The following is a 15,854-nucleotide window of genomic DNA, read 5'->3' as shown; positions in this document are numbered from 1 at the left end:
TCAGACGGTGGCAGACGACAGTTGCGAAGTGGCCTGGACGGACGCATGCCTGTGCTCCTCACAGGCATCCAGCAGTGCCGCGTCACCGGAATGAGGATCGGAGGAGAAGCCTCAGGTTACGCCGATCGCCCCATAAAGATCGAGCGTCCTCTCGCGGTAGGCGGCGGCGGAGAATTCGCTCGCGACCCAGGACCGGCCGGCCGCCCCCATGCGGGCGCGTTCTGCCGGCGAAAGTGCCGCCATTTCGCGCAACGCTCTGGCGAGGTCGCCGGCGTCCCCCGGAGCCGCCAGCAATCCGGTTTCGCCTTCCCGGACCATCTCCGGAATCCCGCCGATCGCCGCGCCGATCACAGGGCGCCGGAGCGCATAGGTTTCGAGCACGCTGATGGGGGCGTTTTCGTACCATTCCGACGGCAGCACAAGCGCGCGGGACTCGCCGATCAGCCTGTGCAGCTTCTCGCCCGAGAGATAGCCGGCGAAGGTCACGTCCGCCTTGAGCTCGGCCGCGAGGCGGCGAAGGGCGGGCTCTTCCGGACCGGTCCCGGCGATGACCAGCCGCTGGTTCGACAAAGCCGCCGCCCTGATCAGGGTCGTGAGGCCCTTTTCCGGCGCCAGGCGGCCGGCAAAGGCAAAATAATCGCCCTCCTGCCATTCACCGGAGAGACCGGTGAAATCGACGAAGTTGGCGATGTGAACCATCTTGTCGCGCGGCCAGCCCCATTCGGCGAGCTTTTCCAGATAGAAGCGGCTTGGCACGACCAGCCGGTCCACCTTGTCGCGATAAAGGCCGAGCAAGCGGTGCAGCACCGTTTCCGCGAGCACCACGGCGCTCAAAGGCACCGATCCCTTGACGCAGCGATGGCGCAGGACATTGTAGACCCTGCCGCCGCGACAGTCCTCGCATACTCTGCCGTCCCGGAGCATCTTGTAGGAGGGGCAGGCGAGCTTCAGATCGTGGACCGTCATCACCACCGGAATGCCGGCGGCTTTCAGCGTCGAGAAGATCGCCGGCGACAGGTGATGATAAACGTTATGCGCATGGGCGACCGAAGGCCGTGCGCGTTCGATGAGCCGGCCGAGATTGCGCTGCGCCTCAAGCGAATAGACGACGCTCGCCGCCTGCACGGCCTTCCGCAGGAGACCGGTGCGGCGGCCGTATTCTATCTCCGAGACGAAATAGTCCGACCAGGGCGACGCCTCGTTGAGATCGTGCTGCATGGCGAAGGGAACGATGTCCCAGCCGATCTCGCCGAACATGCTCATATGGTCGAAGAAGACCGCCTCCGCTCCGCCGCGACGGTAGAAATAATTGTTGATCGCAAGAAGGCGCTTTCCGGTCACCTTGGCCTCCTTACCAGCCGATCCGGTCGACGGCGCTATCGACGGGAAGGATGCAGCATCCGTTTTCGACGGCGTAGCGGACCAGATGGTCGAAGGTATCGGGGGTGCAGCCATAATTCGTGGGCTGCGCGGCGATGTCGTGCGTGAAGAAGATCAGCCAGCCGGGACGCTTAACGAGATCGTCTATCCAGCGCGTCAGCGCGCGCGCTCCGCCCTCCGGCTGGCGGATCTCGACGCCCTTGAGCATCATCGGGTCGACGGCACCGCGGTTGATATCCTCGCCCCCTGCCCGGCAGGTCCGGTAGCGGCGGCGGAGCTCGCCCCGTGCCAACGGCCAGGCAGCGTTGTAGGGGAAAGCGAAATTCGATGCAGCCGGAGAAACGCCGACATGCTTCAGGTACTCGGCATTGCGGTCGAGATCGGAGCCAAGGCCGGCAATGTCGCGCACCCTCCGGTGCGAGAAGGTGTGGCAGCCGATTTCATGCCCGCGGGCGAGCAGTTCGCTGCACCCTTCGGGCGTGATCAGGCTTCGATCCGGCTCCACCTGCCCGGCAAGCCCACCCGCTATATAGAAGGTGCCGCGGACTCCATACTTCTCGAGGATGGCTGCGCCTGCGCCAAGTGCGCTGTCGGGGACATCGTCGAACGTGAAGGAAACGAGCGGAATGTCGGCTTCCAAAGAACGCCGGGCTCCCGCCAGTTTCCAGATCGCCCGGTTCGCAAGCCTGTCGACGAGCGGACCGATCCTGCTCAGGCTCTCAAACATGAACTACCCTCCCCTGAAGAGCGCGCGCCGGGGCTGCCGTCAGTTCCGCGCTGGACTGCAGGGAAAGGCCGTACAGCGCGACCATGAATGTGAACCACAGAAGGCTCCCCCCCTCGAAGAAGAGACTTTCGAGGCCGGCGTTAAAGATGGTGTAGAGCCATATGCGGACGAACAGCCTCGTCAGATGCGTATGCTCGCGCTCCGGCGCGATGCGGGCAATGTTTCGAAGAGGCAGAAAGAGGATCCAGAACAGGGTCAGAGCAAGCCCCGGGAAACCCGTCATCAAGGCAATGTCGACATAGGAATTGTGGCCGTTGGCGGCCGCCACGGCCCAGGTCTCGACCGAGCCGCCGCTGTAAACGAGTTCTTCCGTCTGCCAGAACGCCTTGAAACCATAGCCCGTGACGGGCTGTTCGGCCAGCGCACCGAAGGCGAAGCGCCAGATATCGGCGCGATTGGTGAAGGTCGCATCGATACCGAGTCCGTTGACGAATTCGCCGAGCGGCGTGAAGACGGCGGAGCCAACGGCGAAGAGATTGAAGAGTCCAACGCCGCCCACTGCGATCGGCAGGCGAAGGAAGCGCACCTTCTCGAATAGGAGGGCGAGCAGCAGGATGGCCGGCAGCATCGCCGTCGATGTCTTTCCCCCGGTGTTGACGAGGAACATGAAGGAAAACGCGACGATGACGATCCCGGCGAACCGCGACCAGGTGTTCATGACGTAAAGGCCGATGAAGGCTGCGATCACCATCGCGGCCGCAGCGCTGTTCTTGTGCGGGAAATGGCCGCGCCAGAGGCCGGCATTCATCGGCTCGCGCAGTTCCGAAGCCTGGTGAACGGCGAGCAACGGCTTGAAAACGATGCCGTAATAGGCGACGCCCAGCATGATGAGAATGCCGATGCCGAGCATCTTGGCGAAGTGGCGTTCCGAGGCGGGCAGCAGCAGGCAGATGCTGGCATTTACGGTGACCATCACGGCGAGGATTACGCCCTTGATGCCAAGCATCGGATGGGCCGAAACCACCGAAACGAAGATGAACCAGGAAAAAAGGCTCGCCAGCAGTGCACGCGGCTGCAGGATTGTCTCCCGCAGCGGGTGAGTTAGACCGTAGCCGAGCATGGCGGCGAAAAGCAGGAGCGAGATGATCTGGTTCAGCCGGTTGGAATTGCCGGCGGAAGGGTCCAGCACCGCCTCGCCCGTCAAGTCCACGAATGGATTGATGGATATCCAGAAGAACAGGAATATCGCCATGAACAGGACGGTGCCGACACGCGCCCGCAACGCATTCGTCGGCACGACCTCTCCACCGCCCACGCGCTTCATCCTCACCGGCTCCTCAGGCAGCCGCATGCGTTTTGCCGCGAAGGAACCTCCAGAGGCCTCGGGCAAGTGCGGCGGCGATGCCGAGGGCGAGACCCAGGACCGCGCCGCCGACCAGGAGAACCAGCGTACGCGGCGGCCAGCTGCGTGATTTAGGCGGCAGGGCGCGCGAGATAACGCGGATATTCGTTGTATCGATCTGCTGGCGTTCGGTGATCTGCTGGGCGCGGGCCAGATGCGTCTCGTAGATCGCCGCCTTGCTGCGTGCGTCACGTTCGAGAGCGCGTAGCTGCACCTGCGCCTCGTTATCGGTGAAGACGTTCGACTTTTCGTCATCCGCCTTGCCGCGGAGCGCATCGAGCGCCTCTTGCTCCCGGTCGAAGTCGGCCTTGGCGCGCTCCAGAATGCGCCGGGCTTCATCCTTCATTGCGGCTTCCAGCGCTGTGCGCTCGGAGCGGGCGGCAACCAGCCGCGGATGGCGCTCTCCATAGGTGAGCTGCATGGAGCCGATCTGCTGCTGCAAGACATTATACTGCTGGCGCAGATTGGTCATATTGGCCGACTCGAACACCGAGGCGCTCGCGGTTTGGCCCGAAGCGACAGCAGCGCCCATCTGCTTGTAACGCGTTTCCGCCTGGATGAAGCGTTGCTGGGCGCCGAGAACCTGGGTATTGAGCTCGCCCGATAGCTGATTGCTGACAAGCTCGCCATTGGTGGACTGCAGACCGTTATCGCGCCTGAAATCCTCGACCTTCTTCTCCGCTTCGGTGACGTTACGGCGAAGTTCATCGAGACGTGCATTCAGGTTCTGCGCCACCCGACCGGCACTCTCGGCCGCGGCCTGAAACAGTTCCGCCTCGAAAGCCTCCACGATCGCGTCCGAGAGGGTGACGGCCCTGGCAGACTCCTCGCTCCAGACTTCGAGCGCCACCACGAAGGAGCGTTCCTCCCGCCGCGCCTCGACCCTCTCCGATAAGGCCCGCAGGGCTGCCAGTTCCTTGCCCGCCTTACCGTCCGGCGCAGAAATCAGCGCCTTCAGCCAGTCGAGCGGCGACGGCTTGACGAATTCAGGGTCGTCCGCAAGCCGCAGCCCGTCGATGACGCGCTGGAGCACGTTGCGCGACGTCAGAACCCTGAGCTTGCTCTCAACTTCCAGCAATTGCGCGTCGCGCTGCGGATTGGACGTAAAGACATCATCGCTGACGACGTTGAGATTGGAAGGGTCCACGACGAGATCGGTGTAGACCGTGTATCGCGGTGTCGCCGTCACGGCATAGGCGAAAGCGGCGGCAACCGAGAGGATGAGCGCGATTGCAATCCAGCGGACCCCGTCGCGCAGCCAGACAAAGATGTCGTCGAACCCGATGCTGCCCATGAGGTGGAGATGCGGGAAAAAATCGGCAACGGGCGAAGGCTGCTCCTCAGGAGCGCGCGCGTGACGGACGGCGGCGGGAATCTCGGTTGCGCGGGCGGTCGGCCTGGCCTCTTCCCCGGGGCCGACTTCTTCGGGAGCAGCGGGCTCTTCCGCTACCGCGGGCACGAGGTCGAGCAACGACCCTCCACCCGAGCGAAGGCGCTGATAAGCCCGTTCACGTCGTAAGCCCTGTCCCTCGGGCTCGCTGCGCCGATACATCCGCTCTTCCCCATCCCCTTGGAGCCACCAAGGTGCTTATTTCCGCATAAGCAACATTCCCCATGCAGATTTAGGGCTTGCAGGGTGAATTTTCGGTTAAGCCGAGTGTCCGGGCGGTAACCTTTCGGGCAGGACTCTTTCCAAAGCGCTCCACAGTCCTGCATTCGTTTCCGCCGGGGAACTTCGATCCGCTTCCGCAGTTCCTGAGGAATGCCCGACCTGACCACCTATGCCGCATTTCTGGGCGCTGTGCTCGCCTATCAATTGTCCGGAGTCGGTCCGGACATGATGCTCGTCATCGGCCGCGGCATCGGCCACGGCAGGCAGGCTGCGCTCGCAACGGCTTTCGGATGCGTCGCGGCGGGCTTTGTCCAGATACCCTTGCTTGCCATGGGCCTTGCCACGGTCGTCGCGTCATCGCCGCTGCTCTACAAGGCCATGCAATTTATCGGAGCGGCCTACCTGATCTATGCGGGGATACGGTTCCTGACCGCGGGCAGTAAAACCCTTCTGCATGAAGCGCGGGGCCGCGCCATGTCGGCGTCGCTTCTCGGCCCTTTCCGGCAGGGTATGATCTGCAATCTGACGAATCCGGCGGCGCTTTCCTTCATGCTCGCGATGCTTCCGCAGTTCGTCGAGCCGTCCGCCGGGTCGCCGGCACTGCAATTCCTCATCCTCGGAGCGACGATGAAGGCCACCGGGCTGCTGGTCCTCGGTACGGTGGCTCTGACCTCCGGCGCGTTCAGCAACTGGCTGTCGCACAACAGCGCCTTTGCGGCGTGGCAGCAGCGCATCGCAGGCTGCGTCATGATCGCCCTGGGCATACGATTGCTGTTTTCTCCAGCCGCGCCCTCCCTTCACCGCTGAACAGCACCGGCTGGAGCACGTCCAGGAAAAGCGCCTTTCCTCAGGAGCACTCTTAAAAGCCGAGCGCCTGCAACGGCAACGAAATGCTAAAAATCCGTCAGCAGCCGGCTCCAGGTCTCGGAGGCGAGGCCGCCGACATAGATGTCGTTGCGCTCTGCCGCTTCCTTGAGGCCCGCATGGCGGGTCACCATGCAGAAGTAGCCGCGGTGCCGGAATGACAGCCATCGCTGGCGCGAGATAGCGTTCATCAGGAACGGCTGAGCCATGCCGGCAGCCAGCGCGTAGCCTTCCGCATCGAGCCGGGCGAACGTCGCCGCGGCGACATCGAGTTCGCGCCCCTCTTCGCAGACGAGGTTGAGCACCGTGGCCACGGCGCCTTGCTTGCCGAAGAAGAGAAAGGCACCGATCGTGCGGCCGTCCGCCAGAACGATCTTCCTGCCCTGAAGCGTCCCAAGATTCCGGTTCATGGAAGCGACCCGCATGAGCCAATCGAATTCGGATCGCGACCAGGCCGGGCGGACGGCAAAGCGTTCCAGCATCGGGCCCGCGCACTCCAGGAATTCCTCCGCGCTGGCCGGCTCGATCCGGCACGCGCCCTGAGCCTTGGGCCGCATGGAGGGCCGCAGCCGGCGCAGTGCGCGGTCGACAATCCTGAGGGCGCCGACGAGGACAGGCGAGCCCGCCATCGGGAAATGAGTGCCCGCAAGGATTGCTGCCGCCGTCAGAGGCAGAAAAGAACGCTGCCATTCGAGGCTCTGGATCGGCAGGACGAAGCCGCCTGCCGCGACCCAGTGGTCGGCGCTGACCGGCGACGCATTGTCCGAGAAGCACATGTCCTGGCGAGGCGCCCGCATGGTGCGCGCGAGGCGCGCAGCCCCGACCGCTCCGGCCTTTCCATCCGCCATGAAAGCGCAGAGAAGGCGCGCGACGATCGGGCGGCCCTCGACCATGAACGCCATCGGCACCGAGAGGATCGCGCTGTCTATACCGCTCGCCGCGTTCTCGTGCACCACGCTGCCGAGGTCAGGAGAATAGTGGGGACTACCGAAAAAGACAGTCTCGAGATAGCCGCGGAGATCCTCTCCGGGCGCCTGGTCGTGCTTGCGGAAAATCCTGTTGAAGAGCCGAGCAACCGCCGGAATGTCACCCGGCGTCATGGCGCGCGCTCCACCGCGTCGCTCCGCATTGGTCGACAACCCCTCTGCCATCCGAATTTCCTGCGGCTCGCTGCTCCTCATGCGCCGCTCGCGCCGAAGGTGAGTGCAGCCTGAACCCGGTCGCGCCGCACGAAATGCAGGAATACGCCCCATGACGCGGCCACCATCGCGATCTCGATCACATAGAAGGAGACGAATGTGCCGGTCGGAGGTGCGTACCAGCTCGCCCAAGCCGCAAGACCTGCACCGGCAACGCTGCCGAACCCCATCACCGTCGCGCGGGCGGCATGGTAGCCGGAGGCACCGAGGGCTTCGACGGCGACGGACCACATCGCGAGCGGTACCACGACCCAGCAGAGGATTCTTACGAAGCCGACCAGCGAGAGATATTCGTTGCCGAAGAGATAGGGCAGAAGCGGCGCCAGGACGAAGACGGCAGTGGCCGCGCCGAGACTGATGAGGGTGGCGGCTGCGAGCACCCTGCGCACCCGCTGCAGCGCGTGGTGAAGCCCCGCCGCCGCAGCTCTTGCGGAGCCGGGATAGATAAGCCGGTTTAGCGCTTCCACCGAAAGGTAGCTGCTCTCCAGCATGCGGCGTGCGACACTGTAGCTGGCGACGATTTCGGCGGTGGTGACGAGGCTCAAGACAAGCAGGTCGGCATTCTGACGCAGTGCACGCAGAATGAAGGGAATGCTGAAATAAAGGCCCTGCGGAATTTCCTCCCGTACGATGCTGTAGCGCGGCGCACCAAGTCCCCGGATTGCCCGCATGCAGAGGAGCGCAACGAGGACATGGCAGAGAAACTGCCACACCGCCCAGGAGGCGACGCTTGTGACGCCGAAGGCGATGCAGGCGAGTGCCGCCGCGACCGTTCGCGCCGCCGCAAAGCCGACGACGACCTTGTTCGCCGAGGCAAAATCCGTATGGGCGATGAAGATCTGCTCCGTCAGAACGATCACCCGGACCAGCAGGATATTGGTGACGAGCATCAGCGTAATAACGGCGGCGTTCGTCACCGGGTCCGGCGAAAGCGTAAAGAAGAACGGCAGGACTGCCGCCCCCAGGAGGACCAGCGCCGCCCCGCTCGCCACCGTGAAAATGACATTGTGTCCGAGCATCTGCGGATAGATCGCGCGGTCGCGTGCGACCCGACGCACCAGGCATTCCATCGCCCCGAGCCCGCAGAGATGGACGGCGATGTTGGCGACTGCGGTGATCGCGACGAAAACGCTGAACTCGTGGACGCCGAGCCAGCGTGCGAGGATGGCAAAGGTAAGGAGCTGCGCCGCCGAACCGAGAACCAGACTGCCGCCGGAAGCGAGATAGGACATGACCATCGGCAGGAATGGTCTGTATCCGCGCTGTTCCGTCACACCTTCCGGGGCCATCCGATCTGCCTTGACAATTCGACTTTGGGGTGGCGCAGGGCTGCGTATCTGCACCGACGCCCTCGCCGATCGCCGCGAAAGCTAGCACGCAGAAATGATTGGCCGGTTAACGTACGCCTGCAGCTCTGCCGTCCGGTCAGGCACTTGTATTTCAGCTTCCGTTTACCTGCATGCGATAGTGTGAGCCGGATCGACATCCAGTCCGACAACCGAAGGAGCATTCGTGCTGCAGGGCGACAATCATATTGACGGCCAGACCGGAGGTCGCGCGCCACGGCTTGTGCGATTCATGGGCATCGAGCTGGAACTGGCACCGGACGTGCTCGTGCCGCGGGAAGAAACGGAACTCCTCGGCCGGAGCGCGGCAGCGATCCTGCGCGAGCGCACCGGACCGGCGGCAGTGATCGACATGTGCTGCGGCTCCGGCAATCTCGCTCTGGGGATCGCCGCAGAGATATCGCTTGCGCGTATCTGGGGCGCCGACCTGACCGACAGCACGGTCGCGCTCGCGCGACGCAATGTCGAGCGCCTCTCGCTTGGCGACCGGGTCGTCATCCGGCAGGGCGACCTCTTCGCCGCCCTTGCGCGAGAAGGCCTCGCGGGCGCCGTCGACATGATCGTCTGCAACCCGCCCTATATTTCGACATCCCGCCTCGAAGGCGACAGCGCGCACCTTCTCGCGAGCGAACCGCGGGAGGCGTTCGACGGCGGTCCCTACGGCATATCCATCCATCAGCGGCTGATCCGCGAGGCCGTCGCCTTCCTCAAACCGGGCGGCTGGCTTCTCTTCGAGTTCGGTGAGGGACAGGATCGCCAGGCCGCGGCCCTTCTCGCCCGAACGAAGGCCTATGAGGCAGTGACATTCGCGGAGGATTCGTCCGGCAGGCCGCGCGTCGCATGCGCGCGCAGGCTGGGAGGTGCAGCGGCAAACGCTGCGGCTGACGGGGCAGACAGATGAGCGACATCCGTTCGCTCGCAGCCGAGGATATCCCGGCTGTCGCGCGACTCTTCCAGAAGGTCTTCCGCAACAGCACGGAGGAGCCGCCGCCTGCGTTCGTCGAATATCTTCGGCAACTCTATATCGATGCCCCGGGTAACGACCTGGAAATCCGCCCGCTCGTGTATAGAAGCGATGACGGCCGCATCTCCGGCTTCGTCGGAGCAAACACTCTGGCAATGACGTATCGCGGCAGGCCATTGCGCGCCGCCATCTGCGGCTCGCTGATGGTCGACGGCCGCGAAAGCGATCCGATGGCCGGCGCGCGGCTGCTGAAAGCGTTCCTTGCCGGACCGCAGGACCTTTCCTTCAGCGAAACGGCGAGCGAAGTTTCGACGCAGATGTGGACGAAGCTGCGTGGCGTCGTGCTGCCGCAATACAGCCTGGACTGGATGCGCGTCATCAGGCCTGCATCCTTCGGCCTCGATCTCGTCGCGAGCCGGTTCGGCCCCGCCCGGGCACTGCGGCCGCTGGCTCATGCCTTCGACCGCCGTCATCGCGGCAGGTTGCGACGCGGCGAGCTGCGCTGGTCGGGCGTACCCGAGGCCGCCGCCACACGCGGGTCGCTAGAGGTCGCCGACATCGACCGGCATGGCTTTGCCGAGCTCTTCGCGCCGCTGACCAGGCAATTTGCCGTGCGGCCGGCCTGGGCAGAGGGACAGCTCGATCACATCCTCGAAGACGCGGAGAAGAAGCCGGACTTCGGTGAACCGGTATTGGCGGCCGTGAGAACGCGAAGCGGTGCGCCCGTGGGAGCTTTTTTCTACCACCTGCAGCCCGGCGGAACGGCCCGCGTGCTCCAGCTTCTCGCCCTGCCGGGGCAGGCCGGGCCGATCCTCGACTGCCTGATTGAGCACGCGGCCGCCCGCGGCGCCGCGGCGGTTCGCGGCCGAACCCAACCGGCGCTGCTGGAGGCCATGATGGGCCGCCGCATCGGCTTCATCCATGCTGCTTCGACCGTCGTCCACTCCCGCGAGGAAGAACTCGTCGACGCCTTTCGTCACGCACAGGGTTTCATCAACGGCCTTGCGGGGGAACATTGGAGCCGGCTGATCGGCGGCAGTTTCAGACGGTCTTAAACCTGAGCCTGCGCAGGCAGCGGCTTCTGATAGACGACGATCGGCGCATGATAGGGTACACGCTTGTAAAGATCGATGACGTCCTGGTTCACCAGGCGAACACATCCAGACGAGACCGCCTTGCCGATCGAGTCCCATTCGGGGGTACCGTGCAGACGGTAGAGCGTGTCCTGCCCGTTCTGGAAGATGTAAAGCGCGCGGGCACCCAGGGGATTGTCGATGCCGGGGGCCATGCCGCCGTTCGCAACGGAATATTTTTCAAGCTCCGGCTTGCGCGCGATCATCTCGGCCGGCGGTTTCCAGCGCGGCCAGGGCTGGCGCCAGTGTATGATCCCTTCGCCCTGCCAGGCGAAGCCCTCGCGGCCGATCCCGACGCCGTAGCGCATCGCCGTCCCCCCGGGTTCGATCAGGTACAGGAACCGCCCGGGCGTGTCGACGACCACCGTTCCGGCCGGTTCTCCGGTCGGATCGGGTACCCGCTGACGAAAGTATTTCGGATCCATCTGCCTGTAGGGGATCGCCGGAATTAAATGTCCACCATCTTCGACGGCGGCATATCTGGCTTCCAGTTCGGCATCGCTTGCCAGCCCCATCGGGCGGCTCACCAGGCGCGGCGCGGGAACGCGCTCCACCCGCGGAGCAGAGGTCGAGCACCCAGCGACTGCTGCGGTTGCGGAGATCGCTCCCAGAAGAAGCGTGCGTCTTTGTAATTGGATTTTGCTAAACATCTCAAGCAGGTACGAAGAGAGAATCCGAGGTCACCCGGAGACGATTAGCCGACTCGCGTCGTTTACTAAACTCACGGTCGATCACATGTTTGACAACTGCAATCGCAGCGCGGAAGCGTTTCTCCAAACGCCGACCTGAAGGGCCGTCAAGCGCGGGGCAGGAATTCGAATGCGTGCGCCCGCGCTTCAGGAATGCAACTGCCGGCATCCCGGCGTTCTGAGGATGGCGGCCGGCGGCGGCGCCGGCTGGCCGCAATAGACGGGGTGCAGCGTCGGCTCGGACAGAAGAAGGCCCTGCACATGCGTTGCGCCGGCCTTTTTGACCGCTTCGAGCTGTCCGTAGGTCTCGATGCCCTCGATGATCACCGTCGGCGCAACGCAGGAAGCGAGCCCCACCAAATGGTGGAGGAACCCCCTGCCCCGATCCTGGCCGCGGCCGATGAAGAATGCGTCCAGTTTCACGATGTCGACGGGAACGGACAACAGCGATTCCGGCGTCGAGTGACCCGTTCCGAAACTGTCCAAGGCGATTCTGTAGCCCAGTGATCGTGCGCCGTCGATGAACTCCGCCGCCATCGGCAGAGTCGCCAGCGGCAGGCACTCCGTTATTTCGAGAACCAGGCGAGAAGCCATTTCCCGGTTTCGCGAAAGCAGATCGTAAAGTTCCGACCAAGTGCTCTCGTCGAGAATGTTAGCGGCCGAGATATCGCAACCCAGTACGCCTGACGGATTGCAGTCGAGCCACTCGAATGCGAGACCGACCATGTATCGATCGAATGACGCAACACGTCCCGACCCTTCGAGAAAAGCAATGAATTCCTCGCTCGTCCTGACCGCTCCGTCACGCTCCACGAGCCTGCCGAGGCATTCCGAATAGAGCACCTCGCCGGTATCGTCGACCGCATTGACCTGCTGCAGGGAAAAGCCTATCCGCCCCTCCCGCATCGCCTGGGTCACGGCGCCGACGACGCGGTCGAATCTTCTCAGATGTTCCATCCGGCGACGCGCCTCTTCGGTCAGTCTTCGATCGCGATGTCCTCGTCGGGCGTCGTGTCGAGAAGGTGCTCACGAATATCGTCTATCTTTCCAACGGACGGTCCGACGCCAAGCGTTTCCTTGACGTCCGCCAATGTTGCGTCCGTCACTTCGCCGCCATTCGTGAAGCTTGCAATCGCCTCGCGCAGCGCTTCGTCGCTGAGAGCCGGATCGGTCGGGATGACGTCGGAGCCGAATTCGGCCTCGAACTCGGCATAGGCGATCGCATAGGCGGAGATGGCCGCCATCCGCGGATCGTTCGAGTTCAGGTAGGCGTGATAGTTCCGGCCGAGCGAGCTCAGCTTAGCCGTTTCGGCCTGCGGATTCTTAGGCTTCGGCGTGGGGACAGCCGTTTCGGTGGCCTTGACTGCTTTGACTGCCTTACCGGACTTGCCGGTGGCCGCCCTTTCGGACTTCCTGCCGTGCTTGAAAAAATCCTGGAGGAAACGCGGCGTGCCCGCGCGTTCACCGCCCGACCTGCCTGAATCGGACCGGGTCTTCGCGTGGCTTCCGCTATTGCCGTGGCTTCCGCTCTTGCCATGGCCGCCGCCATTGCCTCCACCACCACCGTTGCCGCCACCGCCATTGCCCCCACCGTTGCCATTGCCGCCCTTGGCAAAGGCGATGTCCGACATACCGGGCGCAATGCCCGCCAGGGGCACAGCTGCGAGCGCCAGCGCAATAAGACCTCGGCCAACGAATTTGGAAACAGGCATGAGGACCTCCTATCGAATGTCGCGGCCGTTGTTGCTCCGGCCGATCTTCTGCTTCAATTGGCTAAGCGATAGCGTGCAACTGTGGCGGGTTCCACCGTCCCCGGACCAATGCGCTGGTTGATTGGACTTAGGTCCGGGGGCGCAGTCGTCAAAAGTCCAAAAATGCGCTATGACCAAGGGGTAAGGGATGGCACGCGTTGACCGGTCGGCCGGAGATGCTAATCTGGCGGTTGCAAGCAAAGCAGCAGTGCCGGCGACGAATTGAGCGGGCCATCGTGAGATTTCTCGTGCGCGCCGACGACCTCATCAGACGGTGGAACTCGCAGCCACTGGCGAAACAGTTCCTGCTTATCGGCGGCTCGGTAGCGGTTGCCGCGATGCTTGTCGTCGGCGCCTTCGTGACGAGCCTGATAGAGGAAGCGGTCACGCGGAACTCCGCGGCGACCACGGCACTCTATGTCGACAGCGTGATAGCGCCGCTCCTGCCCGACATGCAAACGACGCAGGTGCTCGACGATTCGGTCGCGCGGGCGCTTGACGAAACGCTTGGCCAGGGCGCCTTGGGCGATCGGCTCGCTTCGTTCCGACTCTGGCGTGCCGACGGCACCGTTCTCTACTCAAGCGAAAAGGCCATGGTCGGGCAGAAGTTCGAACTCGGACCGGAACTGACGACAGCGTTCGATGGTAACATGGTCGCCCGCTTCAGGCCTCTTGACGAGGCCGACGGCGAGACGGAGCGTCTCTCAAGCACGCCTCTCCTCGAGATCTACAATCCTGTTCTCCAACCCTGGTCCGGAGAGGTGGTCGCCGTCTCGGAATTCCACGAGATTGCCGACGAATTCGAACAGAGCCTCAATCGGGCTCGGCTGCACACGTGGATCGCTGTTGCCGGCTTTACGCTTGCGTTTTTCATCGCGCTTTCGGCCATCGTCCTGCGCGGCAGCAGAACGATTGAGAAGCAGCGCCATGCGCTCGGGCAGCGCGTCGACGAACTTTCGGCGCTGCTTGCGCAGAACGAGGTACTGCGTGGGCGCTTGCGCCAGGCATCCCAACGAGCGACCGCGCTGAACGAGACCCTGTTGCGGCGGATCGGCGCCGACCTGCATGACGGACCGGCGCAACTCGTAGCTTATGCTTCCCTCCGGCTGGACAGCAACAAGCTCGTCAGCCCCTCGACACCCGCCGAACTGCGCGAGCGCGAGATCGCCGCTATCAAGCGAAGCCTCGATGAGGCGATGAACGAGATCAGGACGCTGTGCAGCGGACTGGTGCTGCCGCAGATAGAGACCGCCAGTCTGAAGGAAATTCTGGAGCGTTGCGTTCGCGCGCATGAGCAGAGAACGGGAACGGCCGTGAACCTGTCGATGGCCGATCCGCCCAAGCGCCTTTCCGCTTCGGCGAAAATCTGCATATACCGTTTCGTGCAGGAAGCGCTAAACAATGCCTATCGTCACGGCGGCGGTGTCGCACAACGGGTGACGCAGAGCACGAACGGTGACAAGGTCACCGTCGAGGTCGCAGATGGCGGGCCGGGTTTCAACCCTGACGACGTGCGGCCGACGAGCCTCGGCCTCGCCGGGCTCAGGGGCCGGGTCGAGAGCCTCGGCGGGGTTTTTGAGATCGACGCCAACGCACCGGGCACCATCGTTCGGATGTCGCTCGGCTTTGAGGAAATGGAGCAGGCATGATGACGGGAATTCGAGTGGCCGTGATCGACGATCACCCCTTGTTCAGAGAGGGTGTGACCCGGAGCCTGTCGGAAATCGACGGGTTCGAGATCGTCGCGGAAGGCGGGTCGCGGGACGAAGCGATCTCGATTGCGCAAACCCTCGACCCTGATGTCATGCTGCTCGACATCTCCATGCCGGGCGGCGGCCTCGCCGCTATTCCGGCGATCCTGACCGTCGCGCCCTCGCAGAAGATCGTCATGCTTACCGTTTCCGAGGCAAATGACGACGTCGCGGCGGCTCTCAAGGAAGGCGCGAAGGGTTACATTCTGAAGGGGATCGGCGCGAGGGCGCTGGCGGAGGTCATTCGCACGGTCGCCTCAGGGGAGAGCTATGTCGCGCCCACCCTTTCCGCCAAGCTGCTGACCGGACAGCTGGTCAATCCGGCTCCGACCAAATCCAACCTCGTTGCCGAGTTGACGCGCCGGGAACAGGAGGTCCTTCACCTCGTCGCCTCGGGAATGAGCAACAAGCAGATCGCCCGGAAGCTCGATCTGCACGAAAAAACCGTAAAGCATCACATGACGCAGATCATGGCGAAGCTCGACGTCGCCAACCGGACGGAGGCGGCCATGGTGCTGCGCGACGCGCTCGACTGGCGCCCCGTCAGTCAATGAAGGACAGAAGCCGTTTCCGGTCGGCCGACGTTGCCCGCCGGTTGACGATCGTGCGCCCGCGCGAATCCTTCATGATGTAACGCGCGCCTTCGATCACTTCGCTCATGCCGTCGCTGTGGCGAACGCGCAGAATGGAGCCGCCATTTTCTATCGCCGTCGCTGCTTTTCCACTTGCCCGGCCGGAATTCGCATTGCCGCCGCCCTTGCCGTTCGAGCCGCCGCCTCTGCCGTTTCCGCCGCCGCCACCGCCGCCGTTTCCGCCACCACCGCCGTTTCCGCCACCGCCGCCGCCGCGCCCACCGCCACTACCGCCTCCTTTGGCGAGAGCGGATTGCGGTCTCAGCTCGAGGCTCGAACCTGACAGGGCGATCTTATAGGGCGACACGGCAACGGGAAGGCCGACCGAAACCCAGCATAGCGCTGCAAGAAAGTTTCGACGCGTGACCATCGCGCTCCTCCTGAAGGGTTCACCGGCCGGCGTC

The 15,854-nt window shown here is 63.8% G+C and carries 15 protein-coding genes; 5 read left to right on the top strand and 10 right to left on the bottom strand.

Annotated features, from left to right (window positions below; translation table 11 throughout):
* Positions 1–111: 111 nt before the first annotated feature.
* The 4 genes from SINAR_RS0107385 to SINAR_RS0107370 are packed head-to-tail and all read right to left on the bottom strand — an operon-like array spanning position 112 to position 5,061.
* Positions 112–1,341: a glycosyltransferase family 4 protein gene (locus SINAR_RS0107385; RefSeq protein WP_027998502.1), complete on the bottom strand. Its 1,230-nt coding sequence runs from the start codon at positions 1,339–1,341 to the stop codon at positions 112–114.
* 10 nt (positions 1,342–1,351) lie between these two features.
* Entirely contained in the window at positions 1,352–2,107 is a 756-nt protein-coding gene (locus SINAR_RS0107380) for a polysaccharide deacetylase family protein (RefSeq protein ID WP_027998501.1), read from the bottom strand.
* Entirely contained in the window at positions 2,100–3,431 is a 1,332-nt protein-coding gene (locus tag SINAR_RS0107375; RefSeq protein WP_027998500.1) for an O-antigen ligase family protein, read from the bottom strand. The genes SINAR_RS0107380 and SINAR_RS0107375 overlap by 8 nt, the downstream gene beginning before the upstream one ends.
* 13 nt (positions 3,432–3,444) lie before the next feature.
* Positions 3,445–5,061: a GumC family protein gene (locus SINAR_RS0107370; protein WP_033057036.1), complete on the bottom strand. Its 1,617-nt coding sequence runs from the start codon at positions 5,059–5,061 to the stop codon at positions 3,445–3,447.
* A gap of 210 nt (positions 5,062–5,271) precedes the next feature.
* Here SINAR_RS0107370 and SINAR_RS0107365 point away from each other — a divergent pair, with 210 nt between their 5' ends.
* Positions 5,272–5,928 (top strand): LysE family translocator, encoded by a 657-nt coding sequence (locus tag SINAR_RS0107365; RefSeq protein WP_027998498.1) that lies wholly within the window; start codon positions 5,272–5,274, stop codon positions 5,926–5,928.
* 86 nt (positions 5,929–6,014) lie between these two features.
* Here SINAR_RS0107365 and SINAR_RS0107360 read toward each other — a convergent pair whose 3' ends face one another.
* Positions 6,015–7,136, bottom strand: coding sequence for a hypothetical protein (locus SINAR_RS0107360; RefSeq protein ID WP_027998497.1), 1,122 nt, complete (start codon positions 7,134–7,136; stop codon positions 6,015–6,017).
* Positions 7,137–7,162: 26 nt separating this feature from the next.
* The gene (locus SINAR_RS0107355) at positions 7,163–8,473 is read right to left on the bottom strand and encodes a lipopolysaccharide biosynthesis protein (RefSeq protein ID WP_027998496.1); all 1,311 of its coding nucleotides are present in this window, start codon (positions 8,471–8,473) and stop codon (positions 7,163–7,165) included.
* A 223-nt stretch (positions 8,474–8,696) separates the two neighbouring features.
* Between SINAR_RS0107355 and SINAR_RS0107350 the strand changes: the two genes are divergently transcribed.
* Together SINAR_RS0107350 and SINAR_RS0107345 are read left to right on the top strand one after the other, a co-directional pair.
* Entirely contained in the window at positions 8,697–9,431 is a 735-nt protein-coding gene (locus SINAR_RS0107350; RefSeq protein ID WP_027998495.1) for a N5-glutamine methyltransferase family protein, read from the top strand.
* Positions 9,428–10,549, top strand: coding sequence for a GNAT family protein (locus SINAR_RS0107345; protein WP_027998494.1), 1,122 nt, complete (start codon positions 9,428–9,430; stop codon positions 10,547–10,549). Before SINAR_RS0107350 ends, SINAR_RS0107345 begins: the two co-directional genes overlap by 4 nt.
* Here SINAR_RS0107345 and SINAR_RS0107340 read toward each other — a convergent pair.
* The 3 genes from SINAR_RS0107340 to SINAR_RS0107330 form a co-directional block, all read right to left on the bottom strand.
* On the bottom strand, positions 10,546–11,277 hold the full coding sequence (locus SINAR_RS0107340; RefSeq protein WP_027998493.1) for a L,D-transpeptidase: 732 nt from the start codon (positions 11,275–11,277) through the stop codon (positions 10,546–10,548). The genes SINAR_RS0107345 and SINAR_RS0107340 overlap by 4 nt on opposite strands.
* 186 nt (positions 11,278–11,463) lie before the next feature.
* Positions 11,464–12,273 carry an EAL domain-containing protein gene (locus SINAR_RS0107335; protein ID WP_027998492.1) on the bottom strand — a complete coding sequence of 270 codons (810 nt, stop codon included), beginning with the start codon at positions 12,271–12,273 and terminating at the stop codon, positions 11,464–11,466.
* A gap of 20 nt (positions 12,274–12,293) precedes the next feature.
* On the bottom strand, positions 12,294–13,028 hold the full coding sequence (locus SINAR_RS0107330) for a hypothetical protein (RefSeq protein ID WP_027998491.1): 735 nt from the start codon (positions 13,026–13,028) through the stop codon (positions 12,294–12,296).
* A gap of 275 nt (positions 13,029–13,303) precedes the next feature.
* Between SINAR_RS0107330 and SINAR_RS0107325 the strand changes: the two genes are divergently transcribed.
* Positions 13,304–14,716, top strand: coding sequence for a sensor histidine kinase (locus tag SINAR_RS0107325; protein WP_027998490.1), 1,413 nt, complete (start codon positions 13,304–13,306; stop codon positions 14,714–14,716).
* Complete coding sequence (locus tag SINAR_RS0107320) at positions 14,713–15,372, top strand: LuxR C-terminal-related transcriptional regulator (protein WP_027998489.1); 660 nt, start codon at positions 14,713–14,715, stop codon at positions 15,370–15,372. Before SINAR_RS0107325 ends, SINAR_RS0107320 begins: the two co-directional genes overlap by 4 nt.
* Here the strand turns inward: SINAR_RS0107320 and SINAR_RS1000000137510 are convergent.
* Complete coding sequence (locus SINAR_RS1000000137510) at positions 15,362–15,820, bottom strand: hypothetical protein (protein WP_027998488.1); 459 nt, start codon at positions 15,818–15,820, stop codon at positions 15,362–15,364. The genes SINAR_RS0107320 and SINAR_RS1000000137510 overlap by 11 nt on opposite strands.
* Between the last annotated feature and the right edge of the window lie 34 nt (positions 15,821–15,854).

Origin of the sequence: Sinorhizobium arboris LMG 14919 (genome assembly GCF_000427465.1) — a bacterium.
Lineage (GTDB): Bacteria > Pseudomonadota > Alphaproteobacteria > Rhizobiales > Rhizobiaceae > Sinorhizobium > Sinorhizobium arboris.
Note: the sequence above shows the minus strand (reverse complement) of the source record. Positions and strands in the feature narration are given on the sequence as shown.